This window comes from Nostoc sp. LEGE 06077 (assembly GCF_015207705.1).
Classification (GTDB): domain Bacteria; phylum Cyanobacteriota; class Cyanobacteriia; order Cyanobacteriales; family Nostocaceae; genus Nostoc_B.
Genome location: NZ_JADEWI010000039.1, coordinates 22,974 through 43,583 on the forward strand (window position 1 = coordinate 22,974; position 20,610 = coordinate 43,583).

17 protein-coding genes are annotated in these 20,610 nt (G+C 40.6%); 6 read left to right on the plus strand and 11 right to left on the minus strand.

From position 1 onward, the window contains the following. Positions 1–16 precede the first annotated feature (16 nt). The gene (locus tag IQ244_RS21550; RefSeq protein WP_228059061.1) at positions 17–1,372 is read right to left on the minus strand and encodes an ATP-binding protein; all 1,356 of its coding nucleotides are present in this window, start codon (positions 1,370–1,372) and stop codon (positions 17–19) included. Between the two features lie 89 nt (positions 1,373–1,461). Here IQ244_RS21550 and IQ244_RS21555 point away from each other — a divergent pair, with 89 nt between their 5' ends. After that, positions 1,462–1,779, plus strand: a complete 318-nt coding sequence (locus IQ244_RS21555; protein WP_193897867.1) for a TMEM14 family protein — start codon at positions 1,462–1,464, stop codon at positions 1,777–1,779. A 99-nt stretch (positions 1,780–1,878) separates the two neighbouring features. Here the strand turns inward: IQ244_RS21555 and IQ244_RS21560 are convergent, their stop codons facing one another. Next, positions 1,879–2,061, minus strand: a complete 183-nt coding sequence (locus tag IQ244_RS21560; RefSeq protein WP_193897868.1) for a hypothetical protein — start codon at positions 2,059–2,061, stop codon at positions 1,879–1,881. Between the two features lie 832 nt (positions 2,062–2,893). Between IQ244_RS21560 and IQ244_RS21565 the strand changes: the two genes are divergently transcribed. From IQ244_RS21565 to IQ244_RS21575, 3 genes are all read left to right on the plus strand, one after another. Beyond that, a complete protein-coding gene (locus IQ244_RS21565) occupies positions 2,894–4,132 on the plus strand; it encodes a phosphotransferase family protein (protein ID WP_193897869.1) in 1,239 nt (412 codons plus the stop codon). 58 nt (positions 4,133–4,190) lie between these two features. Next, positions 4,191–5,276 (plus strand): T3SS effector HopA1 family protein, encoded by a 1,086-nt coding sequence (locus IQ244_RS21570; protein ID WP_193897871.1) that lies wholly within the window; start codon positions 4,191–4,193, stop codon positions 5,274–5,276. An 84-nt stretch (positions 5,277–5,360) separates the two neighbouring features. Then, on the plus strand, positions 5,361–5,807 hold the full coding sequence (locus tag IQ244_RS21575; protein WP_193897873.1) for an acyl-CoA thioesterase: 447 nt from the start codon (positions 5,361–5,363) through the stop codon (positions 5,805–5,807). A 342-nt stretch (positions 5,808–6,149) separates the two neighbouring features. On the opposite strand, the gene IQ244_RS21580 is transcribed toward IQ244_RS21575, so the two are convergent. Genes IQ244_RS21580 through menA form a run of 3 tightly spaced genes read right to left on the minus strand, consistent with a single transcriptional unit; the run spans position 6,150 to position 9,593 of the window. Then, on the minus strand, positions 6,150–7,556 hold the full coding sequence (locus IQ244_RS21580; protein WP_193897875.1) for a 2-succinylbenzoate--CoA ligase: 1,407 nt from the start codon (positions 7,554–7,556) through the stop codon (positions 6,150–6,152). Further along, positions 7,541–8,656: an o-succinylbenzoate synthase gene (locus IQ244_RS21585; RefSeq protein WP_193897877.1), complete on the minus strand. Its 1,116-nt coding sequence runs from the start codon at positions 8,654–8,656 to the stop codon at positions 7,541–7,543. The genes IQ244_RS21580 and IQ244_RS21585 overlap by 16 nt, the downstream gene beginning before the upstream one ends. A 37-nt stretch (positions 8,657–8,693) precedes the next feature. Continuing rightward, a complete protein-coding gene (gene menA / locus IQ244_RS21590; protein WP_193897879.1) occupies positions 8,694–9,593 on the minus strand; it encodes a 2-carboxy-1,4-naphthoquinone phytyltransferase in 900 nt (299 codons plus the stop codon). 465 nt (positions 9,594–10,058) lie between these two features. Between menA and IQ244_RS21595 the strand changes: the two genes are divergently transcribed. After that, complete coding sequence (locus tag IQ244_RS21595) at positions 10,059–11,474, plus strand: isochorismate synthase (RefSeq protein WP_193897881.1); 1,416 nt, start codon at positions 10,059–10,061, stop codon at positions 11,472–11,474. A 193-nt stretch (positions 11,475–11,667) separates the two neighbouring features. On the opposite strand, the gene IQ244_RS21600 is transcribed toward IQ244_RS21595, so the two are convergent. The 6 genes from IQ244_RS21600 to purE form a co-directional block, all read right to left on the minus strand. After that, entirely contained in the window at positions 11,668–12,861 is a 1,194-nt protein-coding gene (locus IQ244_RS21600) for a 4-hydroxy-3-methylbut-2-enyl diphosphate reductase (protein WP_193897883.1), read from the minus strand. Positions 12,862–12,947: 86 nt separating this feature from the next. Further along, complete coding sequence (locus IQ244_RS21605) at positions 12,948–13,760, minus strand: SGNH/GDSL hydrolase family protein (RefSeq protein WP_193897885.1); 813 nt, start codon at positions 13,758–13,760, stop codon at positions 12,948–12,950. A 100-nt stretch (positions 13,761–13,860) separates the two neighbouring features. After that, positions 13,861–15,249 (minus strand): ammonium transporter, encoded by a 1,389-nt coding sequence (locus tag IQ244_RS21610; RefSeq protein WP_416209790.1) that lies wholly within the window; start codon positions 15,247–15,249, stop codon positions 13,861–13,863. A 321-nt stretch (positions 15,250–15,570) separates the two neighbouring features. After that, a complete protein-coding gene (locus IQ244_RS21615; RefSeq protein WP_193897930.1) occupies positions 15,571–15,894 on the minus strand; it encodes a YnfA family protein in 324 nt (107 codons plus the stop codon). A 185-nt stretch (positions 15,895–16,079) separates the two neighbouring features. Further along, on the minus strand, positions 16,080–17,681 hold the full coding sequence (locus IQ244_RS21620) for an ammonium transporter (protein WP_193897889.1): 1,602 nt from the start codon (positions 17,679–17,681) through the stop codon (positions 16,080–16,082). A 791-nt stretch (positions 17,682–18,472) separates the two neighbouring features. Continuing rightward, positions 18,473–18,991: a 5-(carboxyamino)imidazole ribonucleotide mutase gene (purE, locus tag IQ244_RS21625; RefSeq protein WP_193897890.1), complete on the minus strand. Its 519-nt coding sequence runs from the start codon at positions 18,989–18,991 to the stop codon at positions 18,473–18,475. 78 nt (positions 18,992–19,069) lie between these two features. Here purE and nagA point away from each other — a divergent pair, with 78 nt between their 5' ends. Beyond that, positions 19,070–20,251: an N-acetylglucosamine-6-phosphate deacetylase gene (gene nagA / locus IQ244_RS21630; RefSeq protein WP_193897892.1), complete on the plus strand. Its 1,182-nt coding sequence runs from the start codon at positions 19,070–19,072 to the stop codon at positions 20,249–20,251. The last annotated feature ends 359 nt before the right edge of the window (positions 20,252–20,610 follow it).

Here is a 20,610-nt window from a genome sequence, read left to right on the forward strand (position 1 = left end):
AATCCGTAATGCGTACTTAAGATTGGGGCTGAGGATCAGAATTAAGATTAGTTGTACTAAAGAGAGATATATCTGCTTTTAAAAAATCAATAAATTGCCGTGCTGTGCGTCCAGAACGACCGTTATGACGTGTTGCCCACTGTAATGCTTGATATTCTAAATCTTCTGGGCTGAGATTAATTTTTGCTTGTACGGCTAAATGGCGAATAATTGTTAAATAAGTCTGTTGATTTGCTGGTTCAAAGGTTAAGGTCAAACCAAAGCGATCGCTAAATGATAACTTCTCTTGCATGGTATCCCAAGCATGGATTTCTTCGTGATCTTTGGGGGTGGGTCTATCGGCGAAATATTCCCGAATCAGGTGGCGACGGTTAGAGGTAGCGTAGACAACTACATTTTGTGGCCGCGCGGTTAAATTTCCTTCTAAAACTACCTTAAGGGCTTTAAACGCATCGTCATCTTCCTCAAAGGAGAGGTCATCAACAAAGATGATAAATTTTTGGGGTAAACCGCGTAACTGTTCGACAATGTTGGGTAAATCTTGCAAGTCAGATTTGCCTACTTCTAGTACACGTAGTTGACGTTCCCCATACTCATTTAATAAGGCTTTGACTAAAGAAGATTTACCGGAACCGCGACTACCATAAAGTAATACGTGCAATGCTGTTTCGCCGCATAATAAAAACTCTGTATTTTTCAGCAACGCATCACGCTGCCATTCATAACCTACCAGGGTACTTAACTTAATTGGATCAGGATAGGAAATACCGACAAACTCCCCACTTTGCCAACGCAAGGCGCGATACTCAGCAAATAAACCTGCGCCAAATTTTTGATAATAAGCAGCTAATTCTGCGACAGCATCAGCCCAATGTTCCCAGTCTGGCAAATACAGGTTTGTGTTGCTGCTGAAATGACTGTGTTCTTGATACCAAACTACAGGCGAAACTGGCAAATGAGCAACAGTCTGCACCCACTCACTTAGACAAGCCGTGCTGCATTCATAAAGACTTTGTAATATTTGTAAATCATGTTGAACTGCTGCAACTAAAGCCGGAGGTAACTCATGAAAGTCTTTTTGTTGCGCCAGTCGGCTAAAGGGATTTTCACAAATGAGAATTTGCGAAATTAAATAGTCTTCCCAATTTTGATTGCGTGCTGCTAAGGCGTGGAAGTAATTGCCGTAAGCTTGGAGACAACCCCTAGCGTCGGCATCAGTGTAACGTATTGCTTGCAACAGATCCAGAAAGGCGATCGCGGCTTCGCTCTGGAGGACAGATTGGTAGAGTAAAAGAGATGCTGCTTGACGTTGGAGAAATTGAATCTGGGCTAATGACGAATTACTTGCCGTTGCCATCGCTGGAATATCCATCAATCAACTGGGTGATATAGCTAAAAATAGCTATGGTAAATTGTCTGCCGACCTTGCCTGTAAAGTCAAAATCTACATAGGTTGTAACAATGAATTTAGGTGTAATTGCTGCTTTTGCCTACGGTATCTTAGCAATTGTCGGTGGAATTATGGGCTATGTTCAGGCGCGTAGTCAGGTTTCACTCCTTAGTGGTGGTTTTAGCGGTTTTTTACTGATTCTATTTGCTTACTGGCAACTCCAAGGACAACCTTGGGGTTTGACTCTAGCCGCTGGTGTGACTGGGGTTTTAGTGGTTGTGTTTGCTGTACGATTTGCCAAGACACGCAAGTTTATGCCGGCGGGATTAATGATTGTGTTGGGGGCGCTGGCGCTGGTTTTGATGGTGCATCAATTAGTAGTCGGGTAAGGCTACCGTTACAAGTCAAGTTAAGTGGTGAAGGTTGTCTTTTGTCATTGGTCTGATTTAGAGAGATATTTAAGTGTTGTAACCAAGTTCTGCTGATTCTCACCAAATCACTGAACGATGGTTTTCTTTCGCTAACTCTCCGTAAGTATAGGTAATAGTACATTTGTATTGTTTTACTGTTGTGGCGATCGCTAGGCAATTAGACAGCGTTGGTAAAAAATCTTGCCTGCTACGGAAGTCACAGCATAAATTATTAATATTCGACCGCAAAAAATTCAGCATCCTTTTGGCAAAACATCCGGTTTTGTTTATTTAGTAATGATAAATAAAGATAATATTGTCTGTAATTTTGACAGTTTTGGGTACAGTTAAGAGTTTACCCATCCAGCAACCGGGGTTTGTGCGTTCATCTCGCGTTGATAACGCAATACACTATGTATATAGCATTTTTAGTCTCATTTCAGGCTGAATCAAAATCCTGATTGAGTTTTGCATCCTCATGTTTATGTAACATCCATCTTCAGACAGTTAGTTTTAGGTAAATACTCAATTATTACCGTGTATCTATGAGTCATTCCAGTCATTAATTACTGTTATCTAATAATTGTTAGATAATTATGAGGCAATGTTTTTTATGCTACTAAATACTTGAATTACCATCTAGATTAACTCAATTAATAAGTGGTCAATATCTAGCATAAAAAACCATAAACCTTGCCAATCAAGGCTTTATGCTCAACATATTGTTGTTGGAATTAATCAAGTTCTAGTCAGGTAAAATTAGTATTAGGTAATTTTAATTACTTTTTAAGTTTAGCTGAGATAGGAAACTATGAATGCTGTAAATAAAAGTATCCACAAGTCTAGTATTTTCCCTAAAAGCAGCTCGTGATTTTAAAGTTTTGATAGTAATCTTGAGTAATATTTAAAGCAAAAATAAAGGTAATCATGCCATTTTGGCAGTCCTAAATATCAGAAATAAGATATTAGTGGAGTAGAAAGAATAATTGATATTTAGATACTTATTGCCATCTACTTAAAGTCCACAAGTAACAATAATCCTGAAATTAAGTAATTGATTATCTCAGCACTTTTACGAAGTAGGAAATCAAATATGTTATTACAACTATCTTCTCAAAATGTTATTCAGTATCTGCAAGCATCAGGGCTGTGTAGCTTAGAAGATGGCAATTCCCACTTGTCTGATGTGCCAGGAAGTAGCAAAAAGAATTTCAATTTACTAGTAAGTCTGGGAAATCAGCGCCAATTACTAGTTAAACAAGAACATCGTCAGGAAAATGACGGAAATCTCCATGAATTTTTTAATGAGTGGCTATTTCACCAGTTACTCAAACAGTTTCCCGTTTTAGGTAATATTGCAGCGATCGCATCATTAGTAGTACATTATGACGAGGAAAACTCTATCCTTGTCCGCAATTATTTAAGTGAATATTTGGAATTAGGTAACTTTTATCAACATAGCCATAGCTTCCCCACAGAAATCGCCACTGCTATTGGTACAACAATTGCAGCCTTACACCGTGCGACTTTCCAGCGCCGAGAATATCGTGATTTCATGGCGACAGCGCCAGCGGGAGAATATCGCTATAACTTTTACAACCCAGCACAAGGTGTAGAATCACTGACTCCTGATATTTTTGGTGCAGTGCCGAAATCAGCATTGCAATTTTATACTTTTTATCAGCGCTATGAGAGTTTAGAATATGCGATCGCAGATTTAGCTTGTGAATGGAAGCCTTGCTGTTTAACTCACAACGATTTGAAGTTGCACAACATTTTGCTGCATTCTCGTTGGGACAAGCTAGATAATTGCTTAGTACGCCTCATAGACTGGGAAGCTTGCGCCTGGGGAGATCCAGTTTATGATTTAGGTACTTTAATCGCCAGCTATTTAAGAATTTGGCTTGCTAGTTTAGTCATCGATCCCATGCTGGAGTTAGAAGAATCTTTGCAGTTAGCAATGATACCACTAGCTGCAATTCAACCTTCACTACTAACTTTAATTCAAGCTTACCTTAATGCTTTTCCCGCTATTTTAGAACACCGCCCAGACTTTGTAGAGCGAGTGATTCAGTTTGCGGGACTCGGACTAATTCACCAAATTCAAGACAAAATTAAGCATCAACAAGACTTCGATAATACTGATATGTGTGCGCTACAAGTAGCGCAAAATCTCCTCACTATCCCAGAGAAATCGGTACCGACTGTTTTTGGTGTTACTGCATCAGAGATTATTGAACCAATGGCTAAACAGCATCAACTTACCCAACCACAAAAATCACCAAAATTGGTTCCTCTATACTACGAAAAAACTCGTCTACGTGGTTGTTAAAAGATTGTCATCGTCTTTCTTATCTTCCGTTCCTTGTCCTCTTCATCTCTCTCCAGCCATGCTAGACACTTCTACCAATCCTTTGTTAAATTCTCTATGCGATATTGCTCGCAATATCCAGATTGAATCTAACTTTTCCATTCACCATCCTGATTATCAAACTTTTGCATTACCAGCGAAAGTAGCGGATAGATTTCAGCAAAATTCTGTGGCGTTACAGCAAAAATATCTCACGTTGCTACTGCGTAATTTTCTTTATGGGATTTATTACAACGGTTCTCTGCAAAATGTTTTAGCTGTTAATGGTGATACACCTAATTGTGTACCACAGCCAAATTTAGCGAATAATCCTCATTTGGGTATTGACTGGGAATTTTACGCCCAACTGCACAAAAGTAACCACGGAAAAGGATATTTTGACCATAGTTGGCAAGTGCTACGACATGAGCCTGATGGTAGTATGGCAGTGACGAAATGTGGTTTAACGTTATATATTGAGCCAGATTGTCATCTGAAACCTCAGAGTAAATCTGCTAAACCGGGTGAGTCGGTATCTATTTGGATGCCGAAAAATCATCTCCAAAATGGCTGTTATGTAGCTGTAAGTGATGTGGGACAAGAACAGCAGAGTGTAGATGCGGAATTGGGAACAGGAAGAATCTATTTCAATATTACGGCAGATGGGGCGATCGCTCTCATGGATAGCCTGACCCAGCAACTCAACAAAGCTGCCCTTCCCTTTACCTTTCAAGTGCTTTACAATCCTAGAGCCTACGGACGCTACGACTCAGGCTTACTTTATTTTGAACGGGAAGACTACCCAGCAATTCACCAAATTCTTCAGGCTGTTTACGCCGAACATCAAACACATTTTCAACCAGAGATCCCTTTGTTCACTAAGTATTTAGCCCCAGGACTAAGTTTAGCCGAAGAACCCATTCAAAAATTCGCGACTCAAGAAAGTTTTGGGATGAACCGTTGCCAAATTGTTGCCCATGCTTTATTAGAAGTATGGCAAAAAGGTAAAGATGCAATGGAGGAGCGAATGAAGTCAATTGAAAAACACTTTGCCATACATTCAGTTGACTTGCAACGCCCTTATCTAAACCCTCATTCGGAAGATATATATTACCCCTTAAATTGATAACTAGCGTGATTGGAGTGAGATAATTTGAGATGGCAGGCTAAGAGCTTGCCATTTTGTTTTTTAATTTTTAATTATACAAAAATGTCTTTTATTTATAAACGTACTGTGCGCTTTGTAGATACCGATGCTGCGGGTGTAGTTTATTTCGCCAATGTTTTGAGCATTTGTCATGAAGCTTATGAAGCATCTCTTGAAGCAGCGGGAATAAATATCAAAGCTTTTTTTACTAAGCCTTCTGTAGCTTTTCCCATTGTTCATGTCAATGTTGATTTTTTCCGTCCAATGTATTGCGGTGATGAGTTAAATGTGAGCTTAATTCCGCAAAAGTTAAGTGCAGATAAGTTTGAGATTGCTTACGAAATCAGCATTACAGAGGTATTAGTTACTAAGGCAATTACTCGCCATGTTTGTATTGATGTGAATAGTCGAAGTAAGCAAGAATTATCTGATGAGATTATGCAGTGGCTGGAAACGAACCGCAGAGACGCAGAGGGCGCGGAGAGGCGGAAATCTAGAGAGGTGATGTGAGGTTAAATTGTTACAATATCAGGGGACAGGTGACTGAGTTAAAAGTCTTTTATTGTCTAATTTTTATCGCTTACCGATGTCTTAACTAGCTTGGTTACAGCTATAACATTACCTCATTTATCGAGAACTTTAACTCATTAGTGCCGAACGAGGGAAGGTTTCTTATAAACGCTACCTCATCCATAAAGAACCTTAACTCATTGGTGACAAGTGACGTAATGTTTCTTATAAACGCTACCTCATCCATAGAGAACCTTAACTCATTGGTGACGAACAACGTAAGGTTTTTTATTAACGCTACCTCATTTGTAACGAACGAGTTAATTGTCAGGGCGTAAGGCATTATTTTAGTGTTGCCTGTTCTCTGTGATTTTGCAAAAAATCTGCGGCTATTTGTTGTAGTGCTTGACGATTAACTTTACCTTGGGCGTTACGGGGTAAATTATCAAGGCAAATCCAATATTTAGGAATTTTAAATTTACTGAGTTTATCTTGCAGTAGAGTTTTAATTTCTAGAATAGAAATATTAGCATCTAGAGGAATATATATAGCTGTTAATGCTTGTCCCCAATATTTATCAGGTACACCAATTACACAAACATCGGCAATCATTTGCGTTGCGCGGATAGCTGCTTCTATTTCCCCTGGGTAAACGTTTTCGCCACCAGTAATAATTTTGTCGCTATCACGTCCGATAATATTTAGATAACCTTGTTCATCTAAATATCCTAAATCATCTACGTGGAAATAATCTTGATTTTTCCCAGGATGAGGATAGTAGCCAAGAGCTAAAGATTTAGCTTGAATAGTAATATTACCAATTTGATGAGGTGGCAAAACTTCGCCTTGTTGATTGCGAATTGTCACCTGGGCATGGGGTAAAATTTGTCCACTGTTAATTTTACCTTGCAGAAAGTCATCAGGTTTGAGGGTAGCAATTTGCGAGGCGGTTTCTGTCATACCATAGGTTGGTGCTAACTTAATGTTGTGAAATCGGGCTTTTTCTAATAGTTCTGGCCAAGCTGGTGCGCCTCCTAACATTATTGTTTGAAATTGGGCTAACCATTGGGTTAATTCGGCATTTTGTAAAAGGCGTTGTAGTTGAGTCGGTACTAAAGAAAGGAAAAATTCTGTTGGCTGAATTGTAGGTGGTTGACTTAATTCTAGAGACTTGAATAGTAAGATAACGAGTTTACCGCCTGTTGTGAAAGAACGCATAAATTGCATTAATCCACTGACGTGATATAGAGGTAATACACAAAAAGAATTCACTTGGGTTAACTGGAAATATTCTGTAAATCCTTGCACGGATGAGGTGAGGGTTTCCCAAGTATGGATAGCAAATTTAATTTTGCCTGATGAACCACCTGTGGGAATCATTATTAGTGCTGAGTGCTGGGTGATGGGTAATGAGTGCTGAGTGCTGGGTGCTAAGTGGGTAATAGAATCTATTCCCCAAATGATATCCGGTTGGACTAATGCAAATACTTGTTCCCATTCTTGTGTTCCCCAGTCGGGGTTGCAGAGAAAAACTGGACAATTGGCTGCACAAGCGGCGAGAAAGCTGGCTAAAAATTTGACTGATTCGGGTTCAGCCAGAATAATTTTTGGTGGTGTATCACGCTGTTTTAATATTTCTGTGAGTTCTAAATATAGTTGTTTAGCTATTACTAAAAATTGATGGCTGTTGTCGGCAATTAACCAATCATTTTGAGTTAAATTTTGCAGATAAGTTAAAGGTTGTTCCATAGATTTTCAGGACTTGTTACTTCTGCTTGGACAAAAAAATGATCAACGCCAAAACCAACTGCTCTGTTTTTGCGAGATAATTCTGCTGCTAGGTTAAGTGCAGCTTGTTTACCAATAACTGTCTCAAAGACTGAGGAAAATACAGCATCAATTTGATGTTGTTGACAAAAGTGTCGCAGTTTTGATGGTGAACCGACGATTCCGGGTTTGATGACGAAAATTCCTCGCCAGCCTTGTTGATAACAACTGATGATTTGGGGGAGTGTGGCGACGGATTCATCTAAAGCGATCGCAGTCTTGTAAAATCTACTTAACTCCAACATCGCCGCTAATTCTTCCACAGGTAAGGGTTGTTCGAGAAATTCGATTTCTATAGGTAATTCACCCTGAATATTGTCGCAAGTCTCTAGCCATAATTTCGCTTCTGTATAACTGAGTCCGCCGTTAGCATCTAGGCGCAATTTGGCTGAGGCGGGTAAGCTACGAGTTAGGTTATCAAATATTGCTAGTTCTTTGGCGATCGCATCTACGCCAATTTTCCATTTAAATGTGCGATATCCTCTTTCCCACAGCGTTTCCCATTGTTGTAAAGCCACCTCCCCCGCAGGAAGTAACCCACTGTAAACCAGCTTTTCTTGATTTCCTGAACTAGGTTTTCCAGTTTCCCCCATTTCTAAGGGGGGATTAAGGGGGGTAATTCGACTTGTGTGTACACCGTCGCCTAATGCTGATTCAAACCCAAATTGACAAGCGGGTAAATCATCGGGAATGGCAAAAATCGTCTCCGGTGTAATTTCTTGGGGTAGTTGGTGACAAAAATCTAAAGCTTTTTCTAAAGTTTCGGAACCAAACCAACTAATAGGCGCAATTTCTCCCCAGCCAATTTTCCCTGCTTCATCCACAAGACGCAAAATAATACCTTCGCGGGTATCCCAAACACCGTGATGAGTAATCAGTGGCTTGGTAAATCTCCGTTGATAAGGACGAAACTCAAAAAGTGTTGAGTGCTGAGTGCTGAGTGCTGTTAGCGGTAGCGGGGCGTTTAGCCCGTGCTGAGTATTGAGTGTTGAGTATTGAGTTACAAATTTATTTGCGTTCATCGGCGGTAATTATTTATTTCGTACCTTTTGCGCCTCATCAACCGATGAAAAATCCTACACCCAATAACAAACAACTCCAGAAATGCACAGCTACGGCGATGAATTTACAGTTGCTAACTTTTTCTGGCTGGTTGTGATTTTGTTGGACATGGCGACATAATTTGATGGCGTAGGGTAAACTCAGCCAACTCAACAATGTCCAGACTGGGAAGATTCCCAAAATCACAAACAACAAGGAAAAAGGATAGATACCAGCGGTGAACCAAATTAAAACTTTTGCACCGTTAGCTGTACCTAAACGCACAATGGGCGATCGCTTCCCGGCGGCTATGTCATCCTTAACTTGGTGAAAGTGTGAACAAAACAAAATTAAGCTGGTGACAATCCCGACAATCACTGAAGCGGCAAAACTGGCGATCGACCAAGTTTGCGTTTGGCTGTAATATACCGTTGGCACTAATAACGGCCCAAAGGCAAAGAAGCAGAGAATTTCGCCTAATCCTTGGTATCCTAGCCGGAAGGGCGGCCCTTGATATATATATCCCAAAGCACAAGCCACCAAAACCATAATGATCACAGTTGGGTCTTGTTGCCAAGTGGCGATCGCGAGTATTCCTAACAACCCAGCCACCAGACACAGATTTGCTAACCAAAATATTAGCGATTTCTTCCCAGTTAAATTCACGAGAGAATGATGTTTATTCTGATCAATTCCTGTTTCAGAATCAAAGACATCATTACTTAAGTTCTCCCATACCAGAATTAATATTGCCGCTACTAAAAAAGTTAAAAATACTGTTGTATTCAAATTCTTGGTTTCGGCAAAAGCAATTGCTGTTCCTATCCATACAGGCATAATTGCCACACTGTACATTGGCGGTTTAATTGCCGCCATCCACAGCTTACGTTTAGAATGTGAAATTTGCTTGGTAGTCATTAGTTAACATTCATTAAATTACCCACGGTTTACCAAAATACAATTCAGGAATCGGTTGTCAGAATTCAGGATAAATTCTGGATGATTTAGGGAATGAATAAGCGGATTTAAAACCTACACAAAACCTTAAGATTAGTAATTTACAATTAGTAACGGGTTTGAATTCCTCACTAACTGAATTATGACTCCTGAATTCCGACTTCTGAATTCTTCTTTAATTATTTTACTCAGCACTTAGCACTTATTACTCAGCACTTTTTTGGGCTGTTTAACCCTTCCTTAGTAAAACTTATTTTTTGGTTGCAGGTTGAAACTGAGTATAGCTTGTCAGCGTTTGGTAATACCCTAAACAAAGAAAACTATACTCTGGTGAAATGTCTACGGAATATGTTACCTGTAGAAATAGACCATGATTAATTACACTTTAGGAAGATAACTTAAAAAAAATTTACTATTATTAGATCCATGACAGTTTCACCATGTCGTAACAACTTCTTTGTAACGCACAAAGACATATACCAATTTCTGTTAGCAGTTCAAGAAAATTGCCTCAACAATAATTGTCGGCAAATTGTGAGTATTTCCCTAGAACTTGACTGGGTTGATCCTTTAGTTGTATTGGATAAACTAGCGCAAGCAAATGAAATAAATTTTTACTTTGAGAACAGAGGTAAAGGAGAGGCAATCGCGGCGATTGATGCTGTCGCAAAATTGCAAATTGATGGGCAAGACCGTTTTAATCAAGCAGAATATTTTATCAAAAATTGTCTAAAAAATATAATTAACTTTGGTGATCCGCACGAACCTTTTACCAGCCCCCGTTTTTTTTGTTACTTTAGTTTTTTTAACCAAAACATTCAAGCTGATTATCCCTTTCCCTCAGCGACGATATTTCTACCCCGTTGGCAAATAGCTGTCAAAAATCAGCGTTGCATCTTAGTCTCAAACATATTAATAACAGCTAACACCAATTTAGAAAAAATCTGGCATAATTTATGGCACAAAATCGAACTTATTAATTCTTTAGAATATTTCTCGCCCAAACTTGATTTTTTATCAACAAACTTTAGTAAGCAATCGGTAACGCAGGGTACAGAATTTAAGCGTTCTGTAGTCTCTGCTTTAGAAAAAATCCAGGCTAGTCATTTAAGCAAGATTGTGCTGGCTGATGCCTTAGATGTTCGCGCAAATCATCAGTTTAATTTATATAAATCATTAGATAATCTGAGACAAATCCATCCTAATTGTTATGTTTTTTCCACAAGTAATGGTAAAGGACAAAACTTTATTGGAGCAAGTCCTGAAAGATTAATTTGTATTCAGAATCAACAGTTAATCACCGATGCTTTAGCTGGTTCTGCACCACGGGGTAAAACACCAGCCGAAGACGCTGCAAATGCGAATCGGTTACTCAACAGTGAAAAAGAACAACATGAACATTCATTGGTGATTGACTTCATTACTCAACGCCTATCACAACTCGGTTTATCACCCCAAATATTACCGCCACGTTTGCGACAGCTATCGAATATCCAACATTTATGGACACCTATTAGCGCCATAGTTCCCGCCAATGTCCACCCCTTAAAAATTGTCTCCCAACTGCATCCGACACCAGCCGTTGCTGGCGCGGCGCGAGATGTGGCTTGTGCAGAAATTCGGCGTTACGAAAGCTTTGAGAGGGGTTTGTACGCTGCGCCTCTAGGTTGGATAGACTCGCAAGGTAACTGCGAATTTATTGTAGGTATTCGTTCGGCATTAATTGATGGCGATCGCGCTAGACTTTACGCAGGTGCAGGTATTGTCGCCGGTTCTGACCCTGATAAAGAATTTGCGGAAGTACAACTGAAACTTCAGGCCTTATTGAAAGCTTTAGTTTAAAAGCGGTGAAATTTCTTCAAGTCTCCCTTAAAAAGGGGGATTTAGGGGGATCTGATGATGTGTGTGTACACGTTAGCCTGCAAAGAGAGAGGTCACAACAGTGCTACATTCAACCGAGAACCGCTATATAGATACCTTTATCCCATATAGGAAGAGGTATTCATAACCCATACACCCCTAAACCCCTTACACCCTAAGCTGTGAGGCTAAAAATCTTTTCAATGATGTCTTCGACGACTTTATCAGGTGTGGATGCACCAGAAGTTACACCGACGACGATTTTACCTGGTGGTAGCCAATTTTCGGCGATCGCTAATTCTCCATTTAATTGGCGATGTTCAATAGCGCTACCAGATTTAATCCGTTGGACAGCATCAATATGATATGAAGGAATACCCTTTTCAAAAGCAATTTGTTGCAATTGGGTCGTATTTGATGAGTTAAACCCACCAATCACCACCATTAAATCTAAATCATGGTGTACTAATTCCAACATCGCATCTTGCCGTTCTTGGGTAGCATCACAGATAGTATTGAAGCTTTGAAAATGCTGATTTAACTCAGCCGGGCCATACTTCTGCATCATCGTTCGTTCAAACAGCTTACCAATTTGCTCGGTTTCACCTTTTAGCATGGTGGTTTGGTTAGCAATACCAACTCGTTCTAAATCTCGGTCTGGGTCAAACCCAAGAGAACAAGCTTTGGCAAATTTTTGTAAAAATTCTTCTCGATTACCACCGTGAAGAATGTAGTCAGCAACGTATTGTGCTTCTTTTAAATTCAGAACAATTAAATATTTACCTGCAAAAGAACTTGTCGCAACGGTTTCCTCGTGCTTATATTTACCGTGAATAATTGAGGTGCAATCGATTTTTTTATGCTTTTCCACGGTATTCCAAACTTTGGAGACCCAAGGACAAGTGGTATCGACAATTTTGCAGCCTTTATCGTGTAATATTTGCATTTCTTGAACGCTGGCTCCAAATGCAGGTAGGATCACTACATCATTGGTTTCCACAACAGAAAAGTCCTTTTTACCTGTGTCTACAGGAATAAATTTGACTTCCATCTCTTGCATTCGTTGATTTACAGAAGGATTGTGGATAATTTCGTTAGTAATCCAAATCTGTTCTGTGGGGAAGTGCTGACGAGTTTCATAAGCCATAGCTACAGCACGTTCTACACCCCAGCAAAACCCAAAAGCTTGGGCTAGGCGAATGGTAACATCGCCCCGTTGCAAAATGTAATTGCGATCGCGGATTTCTTGAATCAAACTGCTTTGATATTCAGATTGCAACTGGGTTGTGACTTCTGCTTGATGACCAAACCCTTTGCGATTGTAATTTTCTGAATGTTGGAGTGTACGTTTAAAAGCTTTTGTATCCATATTTAATTCTATGATGTCTCCTCTTTCTGATTTTCGCCCGTGGAGACACAATTTAAGTTAAAAGTAAAAAGTAAAAAGGCAAAAGATTAAGTTCCTGATTGAGTATAAATCTGCAATGCAGTACGCCAAACCAGATAGCCAGCGGAACTGAGGTGTAAACCATCAGTCGAGAGTTCAGGACGGAGATTACCTTGTTGATTTGCAAATAAAGAATATAAATCGAGATATTTTGCGCCGCGTCTAGCGGCTATGCGTTGTAATTGTTGATTCAACTGGCGAATGCGACTGTTAGGAAGCAGCAGGAGTTTATCTCGTCCTTCCCAGGTTGCTTCTTCTGCACCGTGTGGCAAAATTGACTGGACAACGACTTGCGCTGTGGGATGCGCTTTGCGGAGGTATCTGATAATTTGTCGCTGATTCTCTAAAATGACTTCATCACTTTCTCCACGGATGAGGTCATTAATGCCAATCATCACAAAAATTATCTCTGGTTTGGTACTATCAAATATCTCTAATCTTTTTAAGAGTCCAGTGCTGTTTTCACCAGAAATTGCTTGATTCAGCCAATATCTATTTTCTGGTAACAATTCTGTGGGAAACCACAGGCTGATAGAATCTCCCGCGAGGATACTTAAATGCTCAGGATTTTTCTCGGTAGCAGCTTGAGCTTCTTGTTTAAGAACATCCAACCACTGTTGATAATTGAGTTGATAATGGCGGCCTAACTCTGGTGCGATAGTTTGGGATGCGTTAACTGACTGTTGTGAAGGCAAACTATTAAAAACAGCGGTCAATCTCTGCCGTTGTAAAATCAGCAGGATGACCGCCAACATGAGTATGCCGTTGGTAGCCAACGATAACAATGCCCAAATGGGGAAGGTTTTTGCAGAAGTGGTCACGACTAGCGAAATTTACTGATAATTTGACTCAAATTTTATCCGCTAGTTAGCAAAAGTCACTAAAAAAGTTCTGAGTGTTGATTTTGGAGTACTCAGCACTTTAATTGACAGGCCGATCGCCACCAAATTCCGAGTTGTAACCTTCTTCCCCGTGTTCGTTGATATCCAAACCTTGAATCTCGGCTTCTTCTTTAACTCGCAGACCAATGGTAGCATCGATAAATTTGAGAATTAGAAAAGTACCAACTGCGGCGATCGCATAAGCAACCAAAATTGCTACTAGTTCTACTCCTAGCTCACCAAAGTTACCATGCAACACTCCGTTTTTCCCGCCGCCATTAACTTGGGTTGTGGCAAATACTGCGGTTAAGATTGCCCCAACTGTGCCACCAACACCATGTACGGGATAGGTATCTAAGGCATCGTCGATTTGGAGTTTGTGTTTGAAACTCACTGCATAGAAGCAGACAAAAGAGGTAATAAAACCAATTAAAATTGCGGCTATTGGAGTCACAAATCCTGCGGCTGGGGTAATTCCTACCAAACCAGCAACCGCCCCTGTCGCCGCGCCTACAGCAGTGGGTTTACCCCGTAGCGTTGCTTCTAAAATCAGCCACATCAAAGCCGCCGCCGCCGCCGCAGTATTGGTAGCCACAAAGGCAGTAGTCGCTATGTTAGTGGTTAAATCACCAGAAGTTCCACTAGCCACAGATAAAGCACTACCCGCATTAAAGCCAAACCAACCAAACCACAATAAGCCAGCACCTAACAAAATAAAAGGCACGTTGTGGGGTGGACTGAGACGATCAGGGTGAGTTTTGCGAGGGCCGAGAACGATCGCAGCCACTAACGCCGAAACCCCAGAACTAATATGTACGACTGTCCCACCAGCAAAGTCGAGAGCGCCTAAACCACCGTATAAGCCGAGGAATCCACCTTTGGCCCAGACCATGTGAGCGAGGGGGCTATAAATAAAGGTTGACCACAGTAAGACAAATAAACTGTAGGCGCGGAAACTCATCCGTTCGGCGATCGCACCGGAAATCAATGCTGGGGTGATAATGGCAAACATGGCTTGATAAATCATGTATGCCTGATGGGGTATTGTCCCGGCATAAGAAACGACTTCTGGCGGATCAGAACCTTGGAGATAATTAGTTGTTTCTAGACCGACACCATTTAATCCCACCCACTGTAAACCACCGATAATGGGGTTCCCTGGTGCAAAAGCCAAGCTATAGCCCCACAACACCCAGGTAACGCCAACAATGGCCATCAACACAAAGCTCATCATCAAAGTGTTGAGGATGTTGCGCGATCGCACGAATCCACCATAAAAGAACGCTAATCCTGGTGTCATCAACAAAACTAGTGCTGATGATACCAGCATAAATGCTGTATCTCCTGTATCAGCCGTAGGTGGAGCCGCTGCTGATGTTTGGGCAAAAGCATTGCCCATGAACGGCCATCCTACAAATAATAGGGTCATAGCCGCGATCGTCAAAACTTTCTTCAACACTTGTTTTTGTCCCCTTCTACTGGAACTCAAGATTTTTTGTATACTAAAATACATTTCATTCTTTTTTGCAACTTATTTTTGTCTCTAAAGATACTCAATCAGATTGATTCCCCAAAGATTAACAAAAATATAATCCTTGTGATAGTTGCTAACATATTAATTAATGTGTATTCGCAATTTTTTGGAATTTTTGTTCAAGTAATTACATTCTCTTGGGGAATGTAAAACTTTTGTATATGAGTTAGCACTTTTAAGAAGGAATCAACAGAAAAATCACAAGCGAGATTGCACTTAATTTCGAGGTGCAAACATGATAATTAGAACACTAAGCAATGCTAAAAAAATACCAATCAAGTCGTAATTATCAGGTGTGACTTTATCCACTTGCCAACCCCAAAGCATTGCCATAACGATAAACACGCCACCATAAGCTGCGTACACTCTCCCAAAATCCGCAGGTTGAAAAGTAGAAATTACACCATAAAGAACTAAACTAATTCCACCCAAAATTCCTAACCAAAATGACTGATCTTGTCTCAACCACAACCAGATCAGATAACATCCTCCTAGTTCCAATAAACCAGCCCAGACAAAATAAATTAGGGACTTGATCATCATAAAAAAGCGACAGTGTTAAATTTAAATTTTTTCGTTTTTCACAAAAGCTATTGCATAACAAAATCTCTATCAAATTGCTTGCAAAGGGATGGCGCATATTTCATAAAAAAACCGCTCTCTACATTAAAAATGAATGTGTAGAGGCGGATATTGATCAGCAATAAAACTAGAGATGTACCAGTTTACAAGGTACTTGGTACATCACCACCTGATGACATTCCTCCAGAACTAGTCCCTTCAGAAAATCCACCAGGACTAGCTTCTTTGAGAAATCCACTATAAGCTTCCATACCGTGTTCACCAATATCCAAACCTTCTAATTCTTCTTCTCTGGTGACTCTGATTCCCAAAGTCGCCTTTAGTGCTAACCAGAAGATGCTGCTGAGAAGAACAGTTATCCCTCCAACTGCCAGAATACCGACGATTTGGGGAATTAATGTCCCAAAACCACCACCGAAAAATAAACCATGTGGGCCGACTGGTTTACCAGCTAAGTCAACTAGCCAAGGATAGCCACCAGGGCCGACAGAAAATAAACCAACAGCTAAAGTACCCCAAATACCGCAAACGAGGTGAACTGAGGTAGCACCTACTGGGTCATCAATACCGATTTTGTCAAAAAATGGCACAGCGAAAACAACTAAAACGCCAGCAACCAAACCAATGATTATGGAACTTGGAATGTTGACATAAGCACAAGAGGCTGTAATACCTACCAAGCCAGCCAAAATACCGTTAATAATCATGGACAAGTCTGGTTTACCTAAGTACAACCAAGCGACAGCTGTGGCAGCAATACCACCAACTGCACCTGCCATGTTAGTTGTTAAAGCAATGTGAGTAATGGCATTTGGGTCGGCGGCCATTACAGAACCGGGGTTGAAACCAAACCAGCCCAACCACAAAATCAAGCAACCTAAAGTGGCAATACTCATGTTGTGACCAGGGAGAGCCACAGCTTGTTTATCTTGATATTTGCCAATCCGTGGCCCAAGAAATGCAGCCCCCATCAACGCAGCCCAACCACCAACGGAGTGAACTACTGTAGAACCAGCAAAATCCCAAAAGCCCATATCTGCCAACCAACCAGCACCCCAAATCCAGTGTCCGGTAATAGGATAGGCAATACCTACAAGTAAGACGCTGAAAATTAAGAAATCAACAAACTTAATCCGTTCGGCTACTGCACCAGACACAATTGTGGCTGCGGTTCCCGCAAACACTAACTGGAATAAGAACTTGGCAGCTAACGGAACGCCTGTCCAACTGAGTGCGCTAAAAACTCCTTGATAAGCATCTCCGATCGCAGGGCTATTATCCGCTCCCGATAGGAACAAGCCGCTGAGTCCGATGAAGTCATTACCATCGCCAAACATTAAACCAAAGCCGATCGCCCAAAATGCTACGGTCGATAGGGCAAATACAATCAAGTTCTTGGAGAGAACGTTAACGGCGTTCTTTTGGCGACAAAACCCGGTTTCTAACATACAAAAACCGGCGTTCATGAAAAACACTAAAAAGGCAGCGATCGCTACCCATAATGTATCAATAGCAATTTTCAGTTCTGCTGTTGTCGGGCCTGCCGGTGCAGGAGTTTGAGCAACGGCTACATAACCCCAACCCAATACAATTAGACAAGCCAACGGTAAGCAAGCTTGCCAACTGGGAGAAAGTCGCTTAATTGCTAAATTTAATCGCTTGAGTGTTGAGTTAAATTGTGTGCTTTTAGCGTAATTTCTGGCAGATAATCGCCTAATTTTTGTTTTTGATTTCTTTCTCTGCATGAGTTTGAACATCATCCTCCAAACCATCCTGAATGGAAAAACATCTAGAGCAAAAAAACTAACGTTTTAAGTTAAATAAAGTGGTTTTTGATATTTATTTTTAAACCACTTATTTCCACGCCAGAAAGCCAAATAGCCTAAGTAGGAGTTTAGAAAATTCACTAAACTCTTGTAAATATTTTTTGCTGTTACCCTTAAGAAATTATTATGTATTATCCGAAACAGTCAAGTCTCCTTCACTTAATCTTTAATCTTGGAATTATCGTACTTGATGCGCTTAACTGCTGGCAATTGTCAATACAATGCTGGTAAAAAATCAAGCAGGCCGTGACACATCAGTTGCACAATACATTTAGACTGCTGCAAGTTTGCTACTGTGAACTTACAAAAAATTCCCTGACAGGAATTATTCAAGTAGTTTCTGTTGTAAATATTGGTGAATTCACAAATAAATTTGATTGATTCTCTATTTATCAAAACCGCAATTCTGTATCTTTAGATACTGTTTTTTGATGACTTTTTTTTTCGTACTCTGAAAGTGATGAGAGTAAAAAACTACATCCTTTACAGGGAATGGATTTATCCTTATTGGTAAACAAAATTAAAAAATAATATTAAATTTTTATAAAAAAAATTACCCAACTGTTACTTAATTTCTTTAGTCACCATCATTACTAAGCCCCGTAGGGGCGGGTGTAGGGAAAAAAGACTAACCTTAATGAATTAAATACAAGGGTGGAAAAGTCTGCACCACTCTTATATTTCTGCCCTCTCACACCCTTTATCTGTGGTTAAAGTTCCTCTTCTAAATATTGTTCATAGCCTAACTGGTCTAATTTTGCTTGCTTTGCCATCACCAATTCCGCTAGAGATTGGCGATATTGTTGAACTTTGGCGAGTAAATCTGGTTGGTGAGTAGCCAGAATTTGCACAGCTAACAGCCCAGCATTCTTCGCGTTACCAATGGCTACCGTTGCCACTGGGATACCTGCTGGCATTTGCACAATAGAATATAAAGAATCAACACCTTGTAAATTCCGGGTGGCTACAGGTACACCAATTACAGGTAAGGGCGTGAGTGAGGCTACCATTCCAGGGAGATGAGCCGCACCACCAGCACCAGCGATAATTACCTTAATGCCCCTTTGATGGGCTGTTTGGGTATATTGCACCATCCGTTCTGGAGTACGATGGGCAGAAATGATCGCCACTTCTGCTTCTACACCAAACTCTGCACAAACGGCGATCGCATCTTTCATGGTGGGCAAATCAGAATCGCTGCCCATGATAATACCGACAAGGGGAGACATAGAATTTTAGATTTTTGATTAGAGGCTAATTGCTAGAATTACAATCGGGCTAGACTCAGTTACTTTCAGTCCAAAGTAATGACCCAAGCAACACAAAACCCCATCGCTTCAAATGTAGATATTATCAATGCGCGTGTACCTGGTTATCAAGATTTACAGATGCTCTTAGTTAACCACGAAGGTGTGATTGAGCAAATCTTGCCAATGGGTACGGTATTTAAACGAGTTCCTCACCCCGATTTACAAATATGGGATGTAGCTGGTGACTGGATTTCGTTAGGTGGTGTTGATTTACAGATTAACGGGGCGCTAGGTTTGGCATTTCCAGAACTAACAGCAGAAAATACCTATATGCTGCCAAAAATATCCCAATATTTGTGGGATGTTGGGGTTGATGCTTATGTACCAACATTAGTGACTACTTCGGTAGAAAATTTTCAGCGATCGCTTGCCATTATTGCTGATTTTGCCTCTCGCCCAACATCTGGGGCAAAAATTCTCGGTGTGCATCTGGAAGGGCCATTTTTGAATTATGGGAAACGTGGCGCACATCCGGCGGAATATCTCTTACCTCTGACAATTGAGGAAGTTAAACGGGTGTTGGGTGATTATGCCTCGATTGTCAAAATTATTACCCTCGCCCCAGAGTTAGACTCTAACAGCGAAGTCATAGCATATTTGCGTACTTTAGGCATCACTGTTAGTTTAGGACATTCTCAAGCAACGGCTGACCAAGCCCAAGAGGCTTTTGATTTGGGTGCAACAATGGTAACTCATGCCTTCAACGCCATGCCACCTTTACACCACCGCGAACCGGGATTGTTAGGCGCAGCAATTACCAATCCCAATGTAATATGTGGTTTTATCGCTGATGGACAACACGTTGCACCGACAATGCTCAAAATTCTCTTACGGACAACGCAGGAATTATTCTTAGTCAGCGATGCCCTAGCACCCTTGGGGCTTCCTGATGGTGTATATCCTTGGGATAGCCGACATATTGATGTTCAACAAGGTACCGCTAGACTGCTAGATGGCACATTAACAGGCACGACTCTGCCCTTATTAGTGGGAGTGCAGAACTTGGTGAAGTGGGGAATTTGTGATGTCGAAAGAGCGATCGCTCTAGCTACGAATGCACCCAGGAAAGCCATGAATTTACCTGTCATTTCTCCAGGACAAAGCGCTAATTTATTACGTTGGCAATGGAATGAAATCACCAAAGAACTCACTTGGCAGCGATTATTAGGTGATAGGTGATAGGTGATAGGTTACAGGTTACAGGGTTCATTTCTGACTCCTGACTCCTGAATTCTTGGTGCATAAAAAAAGAGTGGGAGTAGGCATACCAATCGCCTAATTCTCCCACTCAACATTTGCTACTGTAGAGTCCAGGAATATGTAAAAACATTGCCTTTTTATTTAGGGGGCTAAGTTGTGCGAAAATGGCAACACATATACATATTTAATCCCGGTTGTAGCAAATGTAAAGCCTGATTAATTAATAAATTTTTCTCAAATTAATTATCTAAATTTGGATATTAAATCCCTAGAATCATCAACAATTAATTCGGTGTTTGAGTTGCTAGGTAGCCCCTGATAACAAACCCTTGAAGTCG